Origin of the sequence: Kitasatospora sp. NPDC085895 (assembly GCF_040702125.1) — a bacterium.
GTDB lineage: Bacteria > Actinomycetota > Actinomycetes > Streptomycetales > Streptomycetaceae > Kitasatospora > Kitasatospora arboriphila.
The window spans coordinates 79,157-96,246 of record NZ_JBFBJY010000026.1 but is presented as its reverse complement, the minus strand read 5'-3'; the positions used below and the strand labels follow the sequence as shown (position 1 = coordinate 96,246).

Below are 17,090 nucleotides of genomic sequence, written 5' to 3'. Positions count from 1 at the left end.
TGACCTGTGCAATCTGGCACAACGACCGCACCGGCCAGCCCGTCATGCGCTCGCTGACCGCCTATGACCACTAACCCTTCGCATCATTCATCTAGGCCCGGGGTGCGAGAGAGCGGAGCCGGCGGGACCCCTCGGGCCCGCACCGGCTCCGCCCCCTTCGAGCCCGCAGAGGTCACCCGACGCCGGCGAGCATCACGGTCTCCGCCCCGGCGGCCGCGACGCTGCGCCGGGCGCACGCCGTGCACCCGATCGCCGCGCTGCAGAACGAGTACAGCCTCCGGTCGCGCAACCCCGAGCAGGGCCCCCTGGCAGCGGCCGGCGAACTCGGCGTCGTCCTGGTGGCGTTCAGCCCGCTGGCCCGCGGCTTCCTCACCTCGGCGCCGCCCGTCACCCTGCCGGACCGTCACCGTGCCCGGGCCGTCACGGTTTCGGGTCGGCGCGGCGCAGGACGGTGGCCCCGGCGAGGTCGGACGGTTCCAGGTCGATGGCGCGGCGGAGTTGCTCCATCCGCTTCGGCATCGGCTCCCAGCCGGGTTCGCCGGCCATGTCGAGGTTCAGGCTGCGGATCTCGCGGACGTAGGCGCGGGCCAGACCGCGGAAGTGCAGCGGCAGGCCGGGCCGGGCCCGGCCGCTGGGGGAGACGCTCACCCACAGGGCGTCGGTGGTCTCGTTCGCCCGCCCGGCGGGCTTCGCGGCGTCGCGGACGACCAGGTGGCCGCGGGCCTTCAGCCAGTTCTGCAGGGCGGCCCGGGTGGGGCCCGAGAGGGCGACGGTCTCGGTGACCGGTTCGGCCGCGAGGTCGCGGTGCTGGGGGAGGCGGGTGACGCGGATCCGGCCCCGGTCGGTGTCGACGTCGCCCACCCGCAGGTGGCAGAGTTCGCCGGCGCGGCAGCCGGTGTCCATCACCGTGCCGATGATCGCGAGGATCCGGCTCCGCGCCTCGGACTGGCCCGGCCGGACGGCCCGCTCCAGGTGGCCGAGCAGGATGCTGCGAGGCCGGGCGGCGACGACCGGCCGCAGCCCGCCCTGCCGGGTGCGCGGCGGCAGTACGACGGCGATCCCCGCGCCGGCGCCGAGGATCTGCAGACAGTCCTCCCGCACCCGCATGGAGGCGGGGGAGGGCTGGTCCGGCCGGGCGGCGGGCTTGCGGCGCAGCAGACCGCGCTCGGCCGCGTCGAGGTAGGCGGCGAGGGTGTCGGGGGCGAGGAGCTCGGCGGGGGAGGCGGCGGCGGAGGAGGGGATCTCGCCGCGCTCCAGGGCGGTGCGGAGCTCACCGGCGACCCACCGCAGTTGCTTCGCGCGGGACGCGCTGGTGGGCGGCTCGCAGGCGCGCTCCACCACGGTGTTCAGCGCCTCGACGGAGGGCGCGGCCACGAGCGGGACCTCTGCCATGCGGTCACCCTAGTGCGGGGGTCCGACAGGTCCGCCGATCCGCGCCACCGAGCCCGCCGACCGGCTCATCGGATGGTCATATTAATAACTGGCCTGAAGCGCCGTAGGCGGTGAGGTGGCCGCGCGGGGGTGGCCGTCCCCGTCAGCTCGCCGTCCCGTCGTGGTGGCCGCCCCTTCAGCACCTGTCGGCACGGCGGGCGCCGGTGACGGGGGCCGGGGGCGGTGCGCAGCGGTCGTCGTCGCGGGGTGCCTGGTGCGCCGTGTGGCGCCGCACTAACATGAGAGCTCCTCATGTTCTTGTGATTCCGTCACCGCCCTCGCGAGCAGGAAGTCAGGCCATGCCGAACCGACTCGACCTCCCGTCCGACTTCCGCTGGGGAGCCTCCACCGCCGCCTACCAGATCGAGGGCGCGGTGGACGAGGACGGCCGCGGGCCGTCCGTCTGGGACGTGTTCGCCGCCCGCCCCGGCGCCGTCCGCGACGGCCACACCGGCGCGGTGGCGTGCGACCACTACCACCGCTATCCCGAGGACGTCGCCCTGATGCAGGGCCTCGGCCTGGACGGCTACCGCTTCTCGATCGCCTGGCCCCGGATCCGGCCCACCGGCGCGGGTGAGACCAACCCGGCCGGCCTCGACTTCTACGACCGCCTGGTCGACGCCCTGCTGGAAGCCGGGATCACCCCGCTGCCCACCCTCTTCCACTGGGACCTCCCGCAGGCCCTGGAGGACGAGGGCGGCTGGCTGAACCGCGACACCGCCCACCGCTTCGCCGAGTACGCGGCGGTGGTCGCGGACCGGCTCGGCGACCGGGTGCCCGCCTGGATCACCCTCAACGAGCCCTTCGTGCACATGGTCTACGGCTACGCCCTCGGCATCCACGCCCCCGGCCGGACGCTGATGCTCGACGCGCTGCCCGCCGCCCACCACCAGCTGCTCGGCCACGGACTGGCCGCCGCGGTGCTGCGCGAACGCGGCCTGCAGGTGATGATCGCCAACAACCTCACCCCGGTCCGCCCGGCCACCGACGACCCCGCCGACGTCGAGGCCGCCGCAGCCTACGACGCCCTGCACAACCGGCTGTTCACCGATCCCTTGCTGCTCGGCCGGTACCCCGACCTGTCGGCCTTCGGCCTCGACGAGGACCTCGGCGGCGCCGTCCGCCCCGGCGACCTCAAGCTCATCTCGGGCCCCGGCCTCGACGGCCTCGGCGTCAACTACTACAACCCCACCCGGATCGCCGCCCCCACCGACCCCGCCCTCCCCTTCTCCGAAGCCCCGATCGAGGGCGTCCCCCGCACCGCCTTCGACTGGCCGGTCGTCCCCGACGGGCTGCGTGAACTCCTCGTCGGCCTGCGCGACCGCTACGACACCGCACTCCCACCCGTCACCGTCACCGAGAACGGCTGCTCCGTCGCCGACGCACCCGCCCCCGACGGCACCGTCGACGACCCCGACCGGATCGCCTACCTCGCCGGCCACCTCGACGCCCTCGCTGCCGCGGTCGCCCAAGGCGTCGACGTCCGCGGCTACTTCACCTGGTCGCTGCTCGACAACTACGAATGGGCCGAGGGGTTCCATCAAAGGTTCGGTCTCGTCCACGTCGACTTCGACACTCAGGTCCGAACCCCGAAGGCTTCCTACGCCTGGTACCGCGACCTGATTGCCACCCACCGGGCTTTGTGGAAAGAGTAGTTGGGCATCGGAGTAGGAACCGATCCGTGTCAGATCCGATACCGGTTGGCTGTCTTGTGATGGAGCACGTTCGAAGCGGCGAGCCGTCGCGAGGGGCGAAGACAGAGTGTTCAACGGGCGCAGAGGTCATCGCCAGCGGCTGGTCCGTCCCGACCGGGCGTGCAGGTGGTCCTGACACGGTGGACATTTCCGCTCGATGAGCACGCTCCCGGTGGCCGGTCTCGACGACTTACGTCGCTGTGCCGCGTGCCGGGTCCTCCGCGTCGCGTCCTTCCGCAGCGAGGTGGGGTACGGCGCGCTGCGAGCGGGCCTGCCGGACCTGGGTGTGGGTGAGTGGAGGTGGGGCGACCCTCGTGCCGGCACATCGGCGTCCGGTCGAGGAGACCGTAGTAGGCCATGGCCGGCTCAAGGCCGCGCGCAGTGGTGACGTACGTGCGGTTTCCGGTGCCGTCCGAGAGCGCTTAGGGCCAATGCCGGTGATTTAGTTGTTTTGTCGCGTTTGGAGTGGGTCTTGGTCGGGGCCACCAGGTGCACGGTCGGCGCGTGTGGCCGGGGCGGGTTGTGATGTTCGGTTCGTTTGAGCGCCCAGTTGGACATCTTGCGTTTGATCACGCGGGGATTGGAGCGCAACTGCCTTGCGGGCAGGAGTCGTTCGGTGATCTCACGCAGGCTCCGGGTGGTGGCCCGGGCGAGTCGGGAGGGGGGAAAGCGCCGCCTGCCCGGTGACGTGGCGGCGGACGATGCGAAGGGTGCGGGTGAAGGAGATCCGGTCCGGGTCGTGTCCGTCCCGCAGTGCGGCCCGGTGCATCAGGTCCCGCAGCGCGTGGTGGACCAGCAGGAACGCGAAGACCTCCTGCTCGACTCCGCGCGGGTGCTGCGAGCGCAGGACGAGGTTGGGTCCGCCCTGGTGGGTCTTGATCTCGTCGAGGGTGTTCTCGATCTCCCACCGCTGGGCATACAGGGCCGCGAGCTTGGTGGCCGGCGCCTCGGCGGGATCGAGGATGCTGGTAATCAGCCGGTAGACAGTGCCGTCGCCGCCGGTCGGGCCGAGTGTGTACTCGACGACCCGCACCCGCTCCGGGGCCGCCCGCCGGTAGTGGTCCCGCGCGGCGACGATCTCCGACAGGTAGGAGCCGTCCTCGAGCATCTCGACGACCGGCAGCACGACCACACTCCGCACCCGCCGCAACAGATCGGCCCCACCCGCCTTCGCGGCCCGCCACAGGTCCAGCCCGCAAAACCCGCGGTCGGCCAATACGAGCATGCCCTCGGCCAGTGCGGGGAACAGCCGCTGGGCCAGGGCGCTCTCGTGCACGGACAACGGCCCGACCTCGGCCGCGAACACCGCGTGGGTGCCACACTCGGCCAGCGCCACCACCCTGGCCTGCGGATATGCACTCCGCCCCTGGCCCCGACCGGTGCCCGGCCGCCCGAAGAACTCCGTGTTCGCCGCCGTGTCCGGCAGGTCGAAGACGTGCCGTCCACCGCGACCAGCCGCCACCGCCGGAACCAGGCGCCCGGAGTCCGGGCGACCGCCACCGGCCGGCAGACCCTGGCGAACAGCATGCGCAACGGCTCCGGACCCAACCGCAGCCGAGCCCGGCCGATCGCCGCCGTCGTCGGCACCCGCCACGCCTTCGCCCACCGGCCCTCGCCCTCGAGCCCCTGCACGAGAAGCCGGGCCACCTCCTCGTAGCCCTGCCCGAAGAACAGGCACATCGCCAGCACGAAGTAGACCACCACCCGCGCCGGCAGCAGCCGGTGCCGCTGCTCGACCCGACCGCACTCCGCGACCACCTCGTCGATCAGCTCGGGCGGGAAAGCCCGCGTCAGCACCCCGACGCGATCCGATCCGAGAACCGGTCACCCACCGGCGACTTCACCTGTCCAGGCCGTGGCACACCTCAATCAACGACCACACCGCACCAAAGTCACCGGTATTGCGCTTAGGGCGCGTATTGAGTCGTGATCATCGGGGGGGCTGGTGAGGTCTTTGATCCAGATCATCGAGGCGTGCAGGTGGCGACCGGCGGGGTAGCTGTGGGGAGTCTTGTCGTATCGGGTGTCTCACGGTCCCAGTTCCAGCCTCTGGTACGTCACGCTTTGGCGCGGGTGAGGCACGTGGAGCCGACGTGAGCCGACCGGTGCACTGATGTCCGGGCGGGGACTCATGGGACATGGCCCGGCACCCGGCTCAGCTTCCGGGAAGGATACGGCGCGTTTCGTAGGCCCACATCGCGATCTCGACCCGGTTGCGGGCGCCGAGTTTGGCCATCAGGCTGGCCAGATGCGTCTTCACCGTGCTGAGGCTGATGTGCAGTGCATCGGCGATCTCGGTGTTGGTCAGCCCGCGAGCGACGGCGAGGAGCACCTGCTCCTCGCGGGCGGTGACGGGGGAGACCGGCTGGGCCAGGGGCCGGCCGGCGGGCAGGTCCGCGAATGCCCGGAGCAGACGGACGGTGACGCTGGGCGCGATGAGTGCCTCACCGCCGGACGCCGACCGTACGGCTTGGGCCAGGAGGTCCGGTCCCGTGTCCTTGAGGAGGAATCCGCGGGCGCCGGCACGCAGCGCGCCGTAGACGTACTCGTCGAGGTCGAACGTGGTGATGACGACCACGGCCAGCGGGTCGGCGACGCCCGGGCCGGCGATCAGCCGGGTGGCCTCCAGCCCGTCGAGTACGGGCATCCGGATGTCGAACAGGCAGACCTCGGGGCGCAGTTCGCGGGCCAGACGGACCGCCTCCCGCCCGTCGGCGGCCTCGCCGACAACCTCGATGCCGGGCTGGGCATTCAGCATGATCCGCAACCCGGTGCGGATGATCGTCTGGTCGTCAGCGACGAGGACGCGAATGGACACCGCTCTCGTTCCTCGCTCTCGGCAGTTCGGCGTCGACATACCACCCCCGGTCGGTACCCGGGCCGGCTCGTAGTGTGCCGCCGAGCAGCGTCGCGCGCTCGCGCAATCCGGTAAGCCCGTATCCGTCGCGACCCCGGCCGGTGCGCCGGCCGTTGTCGCGCACGCTCACCCGTACCGTGTGCCGTTCCTCGGAGACCCGGACGACGACCTCGGTAGCGTCGACCGCGTGGCGCAGCGCGTTGGTCACCGACTCCTGCACGATCCGGTAGACGGCCGCGTCCACGGCCGGGGGCAGCGCGGCCAGCTCGCCGTCGAGCCCCAGGTCGACCTTGAGGCGGCCGCCCGGGGCGCGCACCAGGCGCTCCAGGTCCGCGACGCCGGCCGGCGGCGCCAGATCGGCGCCGACCCCGCGGTCGCGCAGCGCGGCGACCATGGCGCGCAATTCCTCCAGTGTGCGCGCCCCTTCCTCCTCGACCCCCTCCAGCGCCTCGACGGCGGCGGACGGGTCGGTGCCCGCGATCACCCGGCCCGCCTGGGCGATGATCACCATGGCGGACACGTGGTGGGCCACCGTGTCGTGCAGTTCCCGGGCGAGCTGCTCGCGCTCACGGGAGCGCACCTGCTCCAACTGCCGCTCGTGAGCGGTCACTCGGAACCGCACGGCAGCCCCGAGCACGCCGGGCAGCAGCAGGAAGACGTAGCCCCCGGCCTTGTCGACGACCGAGGTGTCGTCCGGGACGACACACAGCGCGCCGACCGCGAGGATCAGCGCGCCGCCCAGCACGATCTCCCGCCCCGATCCCCAGCGGGGCAGCGCGTACACAAGTACGAGCACGATCGCGCCGGTGTACAGGCCGATGGGCTCGCGAGGTGCGGTGACGAGCGAGGCCACCGTCAGCAGGGTCACCGAGCCGAACGCCAGCGTCACCGTCGCCAGCGGGCGGGTCCGGCGCCACAGGGGCAGCAGGCACAGCCAGACGGCGTACACCACCGCCACCGGCCGCCACACGACGTTCTCGCGCAGGGTGGCCTCCAGCGCCACAGCGGCGAGGCACGCGGCGAGCAGCGCCCAGTCCCGCCACACCCGGGCGGGCGCGCCGGGCGGCCGGGGTTCGGTCCACAGGGTTCGCAGGTCGTCTCGGAGCACGGTTCTCAGCCTACGGACCGGCGCTTGCCGCGCATCGGCCGAAAGGACGGGTCGTCAGTCCGCCCCGGGGCCGACGGATCCGCGGCCCGCGGGCCGATGCCGCGGAGCGCCGTGGCGACGAGCCTCGACATCGGCGGCCGTACAAGGACGGCCGACGAGGTGGTTGGAGGACCCGATGCTCTCGAAAGCCCTGTTGAGCCTGGGCGCAGGCGCCGCGCGCCATCCCTGGCGGGTGATCGCGGCATGGCTGATCGCCGGCACGCTCGCCGTCCTCGCCGCCGTCGCCTTCGGCGGGCGGACCGCGGACTCGATGACCGCTCCGGGACTGGACTCCCGACGGGCCGCGGAACTGATCGAGCAGGCAGGCACCGGCCAGGAGGGGATGACCGCCCAAATGGTCGTCACCCCCCTCGACGGCGGTGCGACGTTCTTCGCCGACGACGGCGCGCGTACCGCTCTCACGCGACTGCAGGCCGAGGTGAAGCGGCTGCCGCACGTGATCGGCACGAGCGACCCGGCGGGGGCACTCGACGTGGGCGGGGACACCGCCGTGCGCGGCGGCCTCGTCTCGGCGGACGGGCGGATCGCGGTCGTCCGGGTGCAGTACCCCGACCAGAGCCGGCTGTCGGCAGAAGACCTCCACGCCCTCGTCGAACTCGGCGACCGGCTGCGCGCCGAACTGCCCCTGCGCATCGAGATGGGCGGGACCCTCTTCTACGCCTTCGCCGACCCCGACGGTGGCGTGAGCGAGCTGATCGGCCTTCTCGCCGCGGCCGCGATCCTGTTCCTGGCGTTCGGTTCGCTCGTCGCCGCCGCGCTGCCGATCGGCATGGCGGTCTTCGGGCTGACCGTCGGGGTCGCCACGATGACGGTACTGGCGGGGGTGACGGACGTCCCCACCTTCGCACCGGTCCTGGGCAGCATGGTCGGGCTCGGAGTGGGCATCGACTACGCGCTGTTCGTGCTCGCCAGGCACCGGGAGTACCTCGCCCGCGGGCTCGATCCACACCAGGCGGCCGGACGGGCGGTGGCCACGGCGGGGCGGCCCGTGGTCTTCGCCGGCGGCACCGTCGTCGTGTCGATCCTCGGCATGGCGGTCGCGAACGTGCCGTTCGTGACGGTGGGCGGCCTTGCCGTCTCGATCGTCGTCCTGACCATGGTGCTGGCGTCGGTGACACTGCTGCCGGCCTTCCTCGGCGTGGCCGGCCCGCGTCTGGGCCGCCCCGGTCGGATCGCCCGGGCACTTCGGGCGGGGCGGCCGGGCCGATTCGGCCGGCGGCAGGACACGGAGGGGGCCGCCGCCCCCGCCGCCGGGTGGCGGCGCTGGATCGGGCACGTCAGCCGGCACCCGGTGCCGTACGCGGTCGGCGCGACGGGGCTGCTGCTGACGGCGACGCTGCCCGTGCTCGGCCTGCGCGTCGGCCTGCCCGACGACGGGTCGCTGCCTCGGAGCCGTACCGAGCGCCGCGCGTACGACCTCGTCGCCGAGGGGTTCGGCCCGGGCACCAACGGTCCCCTCGTCATCGCCGCGGACCCCGCCGGTGATCCGGAAGTGCTGGACCGTCTCGTCGGGGCGGTCGCGGTGGATCCGGGCATCGCATCCGTCGCGCCGACGCACATCGATCGGGCCACCGGCATCGCGACCCTGGTGGTGTTCCCGACCACCGGTCCGCAGGAGAAGAGCACGGCCGACACCGTCGCCCGGCTGCGCACCGAGGTGCTGCCCACGGCGATCGGGCATGGCCCGGCCAGGGCCCACGTCGGTGGCGCCGCCGCGAGCCTGTCCGATGTCGGCCGACGCACCAGCCAACGCCTGCCGGTGTTCGTCGCCGCCGTGCTGGCGATGTCGTTCCTGCTGCTGATGCTGGTCTTCCGCTCGGTCCTCGTACCGCTCAAGGCGGTACTGCTGAACCTGCTGAGCATCGGCGCGGCCTACGGCATCATGGTCGCGGTCTTCCAGTGGGGCTGGGGAGGCGCACTCATCGGGCTGGAAGCGACGGTTCCGATCGTGTCGTTCATCCCGATGTTCCTCTTCGCCATCCTGTTCGGCCTGTCGATGGACTACGAGGTGTTCCTCCTCTCCCGCATCCGCGAGGAGTACCTGCGCACCGGCGACAACGGCACGGCGATCGTCGAGGGTGTCTCGGGCACCGCCCGGATCATCACCTCGGCCGCCCTCATCATGGTGGCGGTTTTCCTGTCCTTCGCCGTCGCCGAGGACCCCTCCGCCAAGATGTTCGGGCTCGGCCTGGCCACCGCGATCTTCGTCGACGCCACGGTCGTACGCATGGTGCTGGTGCCGGCGACCATGACACTCCTCGGCCGGGCCAACTGGTGGCTGCCGAGGTGGCTGGACCGGATACTTCCCCGAGGCCCGGTCGGCATCGACGCCGCCGACGATACTGACGTGGAATCCACGGGCGAGGCCCCTCGTCCACGGCTGGTTGACCGTTGACTCGACTCCTTACCCGCCCTTGGGGTGCGGCACCTCAGCGCGCCACCTACGGCGCATGTCGAGTCGTGATCACCGGGTGGCTGGTAGACCCGTTATGGGCCCAGGTGAGGATCCGCGGGATCGGCTCCCAGCAGCTCTTCCGCACGCTTCCGGTGATCTGCGGGCCTACGTAGGATGACAGGGTGTTCGACGGGCCGAGGGCTACGAGCAGCGCTTCGGCCTGGTGCACGTCGACTTCGAGAGCCAGGCGCGCACGCCGAAGGCGTCGTACGCCTGGTATCGCGACCTGATTGCCACACACCGGTATTACTGTGCTGGCTAATTGATGCCTGTGGTGGCCGTGACACAGGTCAGAACCGAGCCCGTAGGGCGAGGGCGCCGTCGGACACGGGCCCGCGCGGCCGCGCGCGGTGGTGGGGCGTGAAGACAGGGTGTTCGATGATTGAGAAGGCCGTCACCAGCGGTTCGGCCGGGCCGCGATGTCCGGTCGACCTCAGTCGGCCATCTCGGACGCGGGAGCGAGGCCAAGGGCGCGACTGCCCAGCCGACCGAATATGCGGTAGGGCCGTCGGCCTGGTTGGGGCACCCGCCGGACGCCGTCAAACAGCGCGTCCTGGGCGGGGAGCCGTGAGGGCGGCGACCCTGACGCGACGCATCTCGTCGCGGCGTGCACGGTGGTGCGGGTCCTGCCCGTCAGCGGAACGTCCCGCCAGGGCAACTGCTTCAGATGCTGGTGCATCTGCGAGTGCATGGTGTCGAAAACGTACAGCCGGTAGCCGGTCGTGCTGCGCTCGCTGGGTACCAGCACGCCCGACCTGCCTGCAGAGGGGGAGTGGCCGGGACCACCGGCCGGCTGCGCGGTCGGGCCCGTGGTTCCAGTCCGGTGGAGGCACCGATGATCAGCCTGGGTCTACGGTCCGTGGAAGGTCGTCGTTCGCGGAGTCGGCCCGGTCGTCACTCCTCCGGTGGGAAGTCGGCCGAACGGCTCGCCGCGGCCCACTTCCGCGTCTCCTCCGCGCGTGCCTCACCCGCCTCCAGGGCCGCGGTCACGGCCTGGGCACCGAGCAGCAGCCGACGGGGCGGATCGTCGTGGTTGACGACGTCGATGATGACCTCGGCGGCGCGGGCCGGATCGCCGGGCTGCGTCCCGTTGTTCTCCTGCCGGTACCGGTTCATGGCACCGACGGTCTGCTCGTAGTCGGCCCCGACCGCATGCAGTTCCATGGAGGAGCCCTGCCAGTCCGTCCGGAAGGCGCCGGGCTCGACGATGACGACCTTCACCCCGAAGGGCGCTACCTCGACGGCCAGTACCTCGGAGAACCCCTCGACGGCGAACTTCGCGCTCTGGTAGGCGCCCATCCCAGGGGTGCCGCCGACTCGGCCGCCCAGGGACGAGAACTGCACGAACATGCCCGACCGCTGCTCACGCAGCACCGGTAGGGCGGCCCGGGTGACGTTGACGACCCCGAAGAAGTTCGCTTCGAACTGGTCGCGGAAGTCCTGCTCGGGGATCTCCTCGATCGGGCCGCTGTTGGCGTATCCGGCGTTGTTCACCACCACATCCAGGCGACCGAAGGCGTCGACCGCGGCACGCACCGCAGCCCGGGCCGCGTCCGCGTCGGTCACGTCGAGGGCCGCGGTTCGGACCCGCTGACCGTAGCGGGACACCAGGTCGTCGAGCTGCTCCGGCCGGCGTGCCGTGGCCACCAGTCGGTCCCCCCTTTCCAGAACCGCCGCCGCCAAGCGCCGACCGAAGCCCCGGGATGCGCCGGTGATCAACCAAGTGCGAGTCATCTCAAGTCCCTGTCAATACGTTGCGAGTTCTCTCGGTTGCCACTGTCGTGCGTGCCGGATCCGTCCCGCATCCGTCATCTGACGCTGAGTCGAGGAAGCTGGCCGGAACCGGATGGATCTTGACCATCGGCGATGTTCGTAGGATGGAGGCGAAGCTCCTCCGGGAGGGGGACCCCCGCCAGGGGACACGCGCCGGAGGAAGCACATGGGGCAGGACACGAAACACCGGCTGCTCGGGCGGCACCGCGAGTTGGAGACCCTGGACCGCCTGCTGCGTGAGGTGCGCGACGGGCGGAGCCGGGTGCTGGTGCTGCGCGGCGAGGCGGGCATCGGAAAATCCGCGTTGCTCGATTACACGGCGGCGCAGGCGGCGCGGATGCAGACCGTTCGCACGGACGGCATCGAAGCCGAGTCCGAGTTCGCGTACTCGGGCCTGCAACGCCTGTGCGCCCCGCTGCTGTCGCATCTCGACACGCTGCCGCAGGTCCAGCAGGACGCGCTGCGGGTCGCCTTCGGCCTGAGCGCCGGGGCCGCGCCCGAGCTGCTTCTGGTCGGGATGGCGGTCCTCGGCCTGTTCGCCGAGGCTGCAGCCGAGACCCCGCTTGTGTGCCTGGTCGACGACGCGCAGTGGCTGGACCTGATGTCCCTTCGGATCCTGGGGTTCGTCGGCCGCCGACTGGACGCCGAATCGGTGGCGTTGGTGTTCGCCGAGCGGGTCGGCGACCAGGAGGGAGGCCTCTCGGGTCTGCCGGACCTTCCGCTTCGGGGGCTGGCCGACGCGGACGCCCGGGCCCTGCTCCACTCGGCGCTGCCCGGGCCGATCGACCCGCGGGTGCGGGACCGGATCGTCGCCGAGACCGGCGGGAACCCGCTCGCTCTGCTCGAACTGCCCCAGGATCTGTCGCCGGTGGAGCTGGCCTTCGGCTTCGGCGGACCCGGCGTCGCACCCCTGGCCACCCGGGTCGAGGAAGGCTTCCGGCGGCGCATCGACGTGCTGCCCGACGACACCCGCGCCCTGTTGCTGCTCGCGGCCGTCGAGCCGGTCGGCGACGAACTGCTGCTGTGGCGCGGCCTCCGCCTGCTGGGCATCGGGCCCGATGCGGCGGCGCCGGCCGAGGCCGCCGGACTGCTCAGGCTGGGCGCCCCGGTGCGGTTCCGGCACCCGCTGGTGCGCTCGGCGGCCTGGCGCGGCGCCGACGCCGAAGCCCTGCGGGCGGTGCACGGAGCGCTCGCCGACGCCACCGACGCCGAGCGCGATCCCGACCGGCGTGCCTGGCATCTGGCACACGCCGCGGTCGGACCGAACGAGCTGGTCGCCGCCGTGCTGGAGCGTTCGGCCGACCGGGCCCTGGCCCGCGGCGGCCGGGCGGCGGCCGCCTCCTTCCTGGAACGGGCTGCGGCTCTCAGCCCCGACCCGAAGGAGCGGGCACGGCGGGCGCTGGCCGCGGCGGCGGCCCATCTCGACGCGGCGGCACCCGCCCGGGTGCCCGACCTGCTCGCCGCCGCCGAACTGGGGCCGCTGGACCCGCTGCAGCAGGCCAACACCAGCAGGCTGCGGGCCAAGGCGTCGGCCATGACCGACCCCGGGGTCGGCGCGGTCCAGCCCCTGCTCGTGGCGGCGGGCAAGCTCGGGGAGCTCGACCCGGCCGCCGCGCGAGAGACCTACCTCGCGGCGTTCGGCGCGGCCGTCTGGGCCGGCCGACTCGACGAAGGCGGGCTGCGGCGAGCCGCCGAAGCCGCCCGCGACCTGCCGTCCGGCGACGAGACGGCCGGAGTCTTCCTACGGGCTCTGGTCACTTGGGCCATCGACGGCCCGGTTGCGGCCTTCCCGCTGCTGGCGCGGGCGCTGCACTCCCTCACCGACGACGAGGATCTGGTCGTCCTGTGGCCGGCGGCGAGCGCGGCCGTGGAGCTGGGCGACCTGGCGGCGTGGCTGGACATCACCGACCGGGCGGTCCGCTACGCCCGGACGACGGGCGCCCTGTCGATCCTGTCGACGGCGCTGCCCTACCGGGCGGCCTCGCTGGGCTGTGCGGGGCGCTTTCCCGAGGCCTGGGATCTGCTGGCCGAGGGTGCGAACACCGAGGAGGCCACCGGCAGGGCGACGCGCGTGGCGACGACGGCCTTGCTGAGCGCGTACCGGGGGCGGGAACGGTCGGCCCTGGAGCTGGTCGAGGCCGCGGAGCGGGAGGGCGAGCAGCGCGGTCTGGGCCGGTTGATCGCCATGGCGGCGTGTGCGCGGGCAGTGCTCCACAACGGCCTGGGCAACTACCCGCTCGCGCTGGAAGCGGCGCTGCGGGGCTCGGAACATCAGGACCTGGTCGTGCACCACTGGACGTGCAGCGAGCTGATCGAGGCGGCGACCCGGGCCGGCGACCCGGCCGCGGCGGCGCGGGCGCGCGAGCGGCTGGCGGACTGGAGCCGGGCCGGCACGCCCTGGGCGCTGGGCGCGCGGGCGGTCGCCGACGCCCTGGCCGGAGCACAAGAGCAGGCCGAAGACCGTTACCGCGAGGCGATCGACCACTTCAGCCGGGGCGGGCTCGAGGTGTTCGCGGCCCGTGCCCGGCTGCTGTTCGGAGAATGGCTGCGCCGCCGGAACCGGCGGGGCGAAGCCCGCGCCGAGCTGCGGACGGCGCACGAGGCGTCCCTGACGATGGGTATGGAGGCGTTCGCCGAGCGGGCCCGGCGGGAGCTGCTCGCCACCGGCGAGACCGTCCGGAGGCGACCTGTCGACGCACCCGTCCTGACGCCGCAGGAGACGCAGATCACCCGGCTGGTGGTCGCCGGACATTCGAACGCGGAGATCGGCGCGCAACTGTTCCTCAGCCCTCGCACGGTCGAGTGGCACCTGCGCAAGATCTTCGCCAGGCTGGGGATCACCTCCCGCCGCGAGCTCGACGGCGCGCTGTCCGGCCGATGACCGCGGTCGCCCACGGGGTCGCCGTGGGGGACGGGCCGAGAGGGCGGAGGGGGAGACCGCCCTCTCGGCGTTCAGGGGCCGCTGGTCGACGGCCGGTCAGCGGGTGGCGCGGGCGGCCTTCTCGATGACCCCGGCCACGACATCGGGGTGGGAGACGGCGACGGAGTGCGACGCGGCCACCTCGGTGGTGTGGGCGTGCGCACGACGGGCCATGAACTCCTGTGCGGCCGACGGGATGTTCAGGTCCTGCGTGGTGACGATGTCCCAGCTGGGAACGGTCTCCCATGCGGCGACGGTGGCCTTCTCGGTCAGAGCGGCCTGCGCGATCGGCCGCTGCGTCGCGGCCATCAGCGCGGCCTGCTCGGCCGGGACGTCGGCGGCGAACTGGTGCCGGAAGCTGTCCTGCTGGATGTACAGGTCTGTGCCGGTGCTGCCGTCGGCGGCCGTGTACGGCACCGGGTCCAGCGTGCCCGGCAGAGTCGAGCCGGGGAACCGGTTGGTCAGCTCCAACGCGGTCTCGCCCGGGGCCGGCAGGAACGCCGCGACGTAGACCGAGGCCTTGACCTGCGGGTTGTCGTGGCCCGCCGCGCTGATGACCGAGCCGCCGTAGGAGTGGCCGACCAGGACCACCGGGCCCTTGATGTGGGCGATGAGGCTGCGCAGGGAGGCGGCATCGGATGCCGGGCCGCGCAGCGGGTTGGCGGCGGCGACCACCGGGTAGCCGTCGCGGCGCAGGTCACGGATGACGCCGTCCCAGCTGGAGCCGTCGGCGAACGCACCGTGCTCCAGGACGATGGTCGGCTTCGGGGCCCGGTCGGCCGCTGTGACGGGGGCCACCGCGTTCGCGGGTCCGGCGACGGCGAAGGCGCCGATCGCGGCGGCCGCCGCGGCCGCACCCGTGATGAATCGCTGCTTGCGGCCGTTCTCGATGCTGGACATGGGAGATCACGCTCCAAGGAATCCGAACAAGAGGTCTGACAGCCCTCACTGTTGCCCCCGTCGCGGCCCGGCCACATCGGTCATGTGACGCCATGTCACGTCTCCTTCGGGAGGTGTACGCGCCCGGCCGACTGAGCGTCAGGTGACTGATGCGGCGGCGCCGACGCACCGGCCACTGTGAGGACGCAACCCCCTACCCGAGGAGTGATCATGAAACGACGTCTGCTGACTCTCGTGGCGGCCGGTGTCCCGCTGGCGGTCGTCGGCGCCGTCGAGGCGCCGGTGAGTACGTCGGCCGCGGCCGCCGCCACTGCCGGCCCGGTCTCGTTCGCCTGCGCGCCGTTCCAGCTGCCGGCGCCCGAGGGCATCGTCGTGGAGTCGATCACCGCGGCCGGCGTCCCGGCCGGCACCTACCAGGTGCCGGGAGTCCCGCCGCTCGGCGGCTACCCTGTGCCCGACGTGCCGGCGCACTGCGAGGTGACCGTCACGCTGACCCACCCCGGTGCGAACGACCGCGCCAAGGTACAGGTCTGGTTGCCGCAAGCCGGGTGGAACGGCCGCTTCCAGGCGGTCGGCGGCGCCGCCTACGCCGCCGGCGACGACGGTGCCCGGGCGGCGGCGGTCAAGCAGGGCTACGCGGCGGCGACCACGGACGCCGGCGTCGGCGGCGGCCTGGACACGAGCTGGGCGCTGAAGGCCGACGGCCGGATCGACAGCGCGCTGCTGGAGAACTTCGCCGCCCGCTCGGCGCACGAGACGGCCGTCGTCGGCAAGCAGGTCATCGCCGAGGTGTACGGCCGGGCCGCGTCCTACTCCTACTGGAACGGCTGCTCCACCGGCGGCCGCCAGGGATACATGGAGGCCCAGCGCTACCCCACCGACTTCAACGGCATCAACGCCGACGCGCCGGGCATCGACTGGAACCGGTTCGAGGTCGCCACGCTGTGGCCGCAGGTGGTGATGAACGAGGAGCACACCTACCCGACAGCGTGCGAGTTCAACGCCTTCAACCGGGCCGCGCTGGAGGCCTGCGACAAGCGGGACGGCGTCGTCGACGGCCTGATCAGCGACCCGGGGCGCTGCGACTACGACCCGCGCCGCCTGATCGGCACGAAGGTCGAGTGCGACGGCAAGCAGCACACGATCACCGCGGCCGACGCCGACGTGGTCCGCAGGATCTGGGACGGCCCGCGCGACGCGTTCGGCAAGCGGCTCTGGTACGGGCTGCCGGTCGGCGCCGACTTCGGCTACCTCGCGGCCAGCAAGACCGACGCGAACGGCGTCACCACGGGCTCGCCGTTCATCGTCCCGGCCGCGTGGGTCGCCACGTTCGTGGAGAAGCAGCCCTCGTTCGACACCGCGGACCTCACCTACGCGCAGTTCGACCGCATCTTCCAGCAGGCCCGCGCCGAGTACGACCCGGTCATCGGCACCTCCGACCCGGACCTGTCGGCGTTCCGCGCCGCCGGCGGCAAGCTGATCACCTGGCACGGCGACGCCGACCAGCTGATCCCCACCGGCGGCACAGTCGACTACCGCCGACGCGTGGACGCCCTGATGGGCGGCAGCAAGAAGGTCGACGACTTCTACCGGGTGTTCCTGGCCCCAGGCGTCGCGCACTGCGGGCTGGGCGGCGGCAAGGTCGACGACCTCGCGGCGTTGACCGCCTGGGTCGAGAACGGTCAGGCGCCGGCCGTGCTGCACGCCACGCTGCCCACCGCCGACGGCCGGACGGTCGCCCGCGACGTCTGCCGCTACCCGATGGTCTCGCGGTACGCCGGCCACGGCGACCCGTCGGACGCGAGCAGCTTCCGCTGCGTTCCGGCCGGTCGCGGCTGACCCGGGTTCTGCCACCGAACCCGCACCCGCCGCCCGGCCACGGCCGCGTGACG

At 72.6% G+C, this 17,090-nt stretch carries 10 protein-coding genes and 2 pseudogenes; 6 read left to right on the top strand and 6 right to left on the bottom strand.

Annotated features, from left to right (window positions below; translation table 11 throughout):
* Positions 1-212: 212 nt before the first annotated feature.
* Positions 213-380 (top strand): annotated as a pseudogene (locus AB0442_RS18690) (aldo/keto reductase); the annotation flags it as partial.
* 40 nt (positions 381-420) lie between these two features.
* Here the strand turns inward: AB0442_RS18690 and AB0442_RS18685 are convergent.
* On the bottom strand, positions 421-1,392 hold the full coding sequence (locus tag AB0442_RS18685; protein ID WP_366164067.1) for a site-specific integrase: 972 nt from the start codon (positions 1,390-1,392) through the stop codon (positions 421-423).
* Between the two features lie 338 nt (positions 1,393-1,730).
* Between AB0442_RS18685 and AB0442_RS18680 the strand changes: the two genes are divergently transcribed.
* Complete coding sequence (locus AB0442_RS18680; RefSeq protein WP_366164065.1) at positions 1,731-3,086, top strand: GH1 family beta-glucosidase; 1,356 nt, start codon at positions 1,731-1,733, stop codon at positions 3,084-3,086.
* A 661-nt stretch (positions 3,087-3,747) separates the two neighbouring features.
* Here AB0442_RS18680 and AB0442_RS18675 read toward each other — a convergent pair.
* From AB0442_RS18675 to AB0442_RS18665, 3 genes and pseudogenes are all read right to left on the bottom strand, one after another.
* Positions 3,748-4,987: pseudogene (locus tag AB0442_RS18675) on the bottom strand (IS4 family transposase).
* A gap of 293 nt (positions 4,988-5,280) precedes the next feature.
* Positions 5,281-5,943, bottom strand: a complete 663-nt coding sequence (locus tag AB0442_RS18670; RefSeq protein WP_366164064.1) for a response regulator transcription factor — start codon at positions 5,941-5,943, stop codon at positions 5,281-5,283.
* A complete protein-coding gene (locus AB0442_RS18665) occupies positions 5,918-7,090 on the bottom strand; it encodes a histidine kinase (RefSeq protein ID WP_366164063.1) in 1,173 nt (390 codons plus the stop codon). Before AB0442_RS18665 ends, AB0442_RS18670 begins: the two co-directional genes overlap by 26 nt.
* 175 nt (positions 7,091-7,265) lie before the next feature.
* On the opposite strand from AB0442_RS18665, the gene AB0442_RS18660 reads away from it, so the two are divergent.
* Both AB0442_RS18660 and AB0442_RS18655 read left to right on the top strand, forming a co-directional pair.
* Complete coding sequence (locus AB0442_RS18660) at positions 7,266-9,545, top strand: MMPL family transporter (RefSeq protein ID WP_366164061.1); 2,280 nt, start codon at positions 7,266-7,268, stop codon at positions 9,543-9,545.
* Between the two features lie 223 nt (positions 9,546-9,768).
* Positions 9,769-9,867 (top strand): hypothetical protein, encoded by a 99-nt coding sequence (locus AB0442_RS18655; protein ID WP_366164060.1) that lies wholly within the window; start codon positions 9,769-9,771, stop codon positions 9,865-9,867.
* Positions 9,868-10,499: 632 nt separating this feature from the next.
* Here AB0442_RS18655 and AB0442_RS18650 read toward each other — a convergent pair.
* Positions 10,500-11,339: an oxidoreductase gene (locus AB0442_RS18650; protein WP_366164059.1), complete on the bottom strand. Its 840-nt coding sequence runs from the start codon at positions 11,337-11,339 to the stop codon at positions 10,500-10,502.
* A 205-nt stretch (positions 11,340-11,544) separates the two neighbouring features.
* On the opposite strand from AB0442_RS18650, the gene AB0442_RS18645 reads away from it, so the two are divergent.
* Positions 11,545-14,259, top strand: coding sequence for an AAA family ATPase (locus AB0442_RS18645; protein ID WP_366164057.1), 2,715 nt, complete (start codon positions 11,545-11,547; stop codon positions 14,257-14,259).
* A gap of 96 nt (positions 14,260-14,355) precedes the next feature.
* On the opposite strand, the gene AB0442_RS18640 is transcribed toward AB0442_RS18645, so the two are convergent.
* Positions 14,356-15,198 (bottom strand): alpha/beta hydrolase, encoded by an 843-nt coding sequence (locus AB0442_RS18640; protein WP_366164055.1) that lies wholly within the window; start codon positions 15,196-15,198, stop codon positions 14,356-14,358.
* Between the two features lie 210 nt (positions 15,199-15,408).
* Between AB0442_RS18640 and AB0442_RS18635 the strand changes: the two genes are divergently transcribed.
* Positions 15,409-17,037, top strand: coding sequence for a tannase/feruloyl esterase family alpha/beta hydrolase (locus tag AB0442_RS18635; RefSeq protein ID WP_366164053.1), 1,629 nt, complete (start codon positions 15,409-15,411; stop codon positions 17,035-17,037).
* The last annotated feature ends 53 nt before the right edge of the window (positions 17,038-17,090 follow it).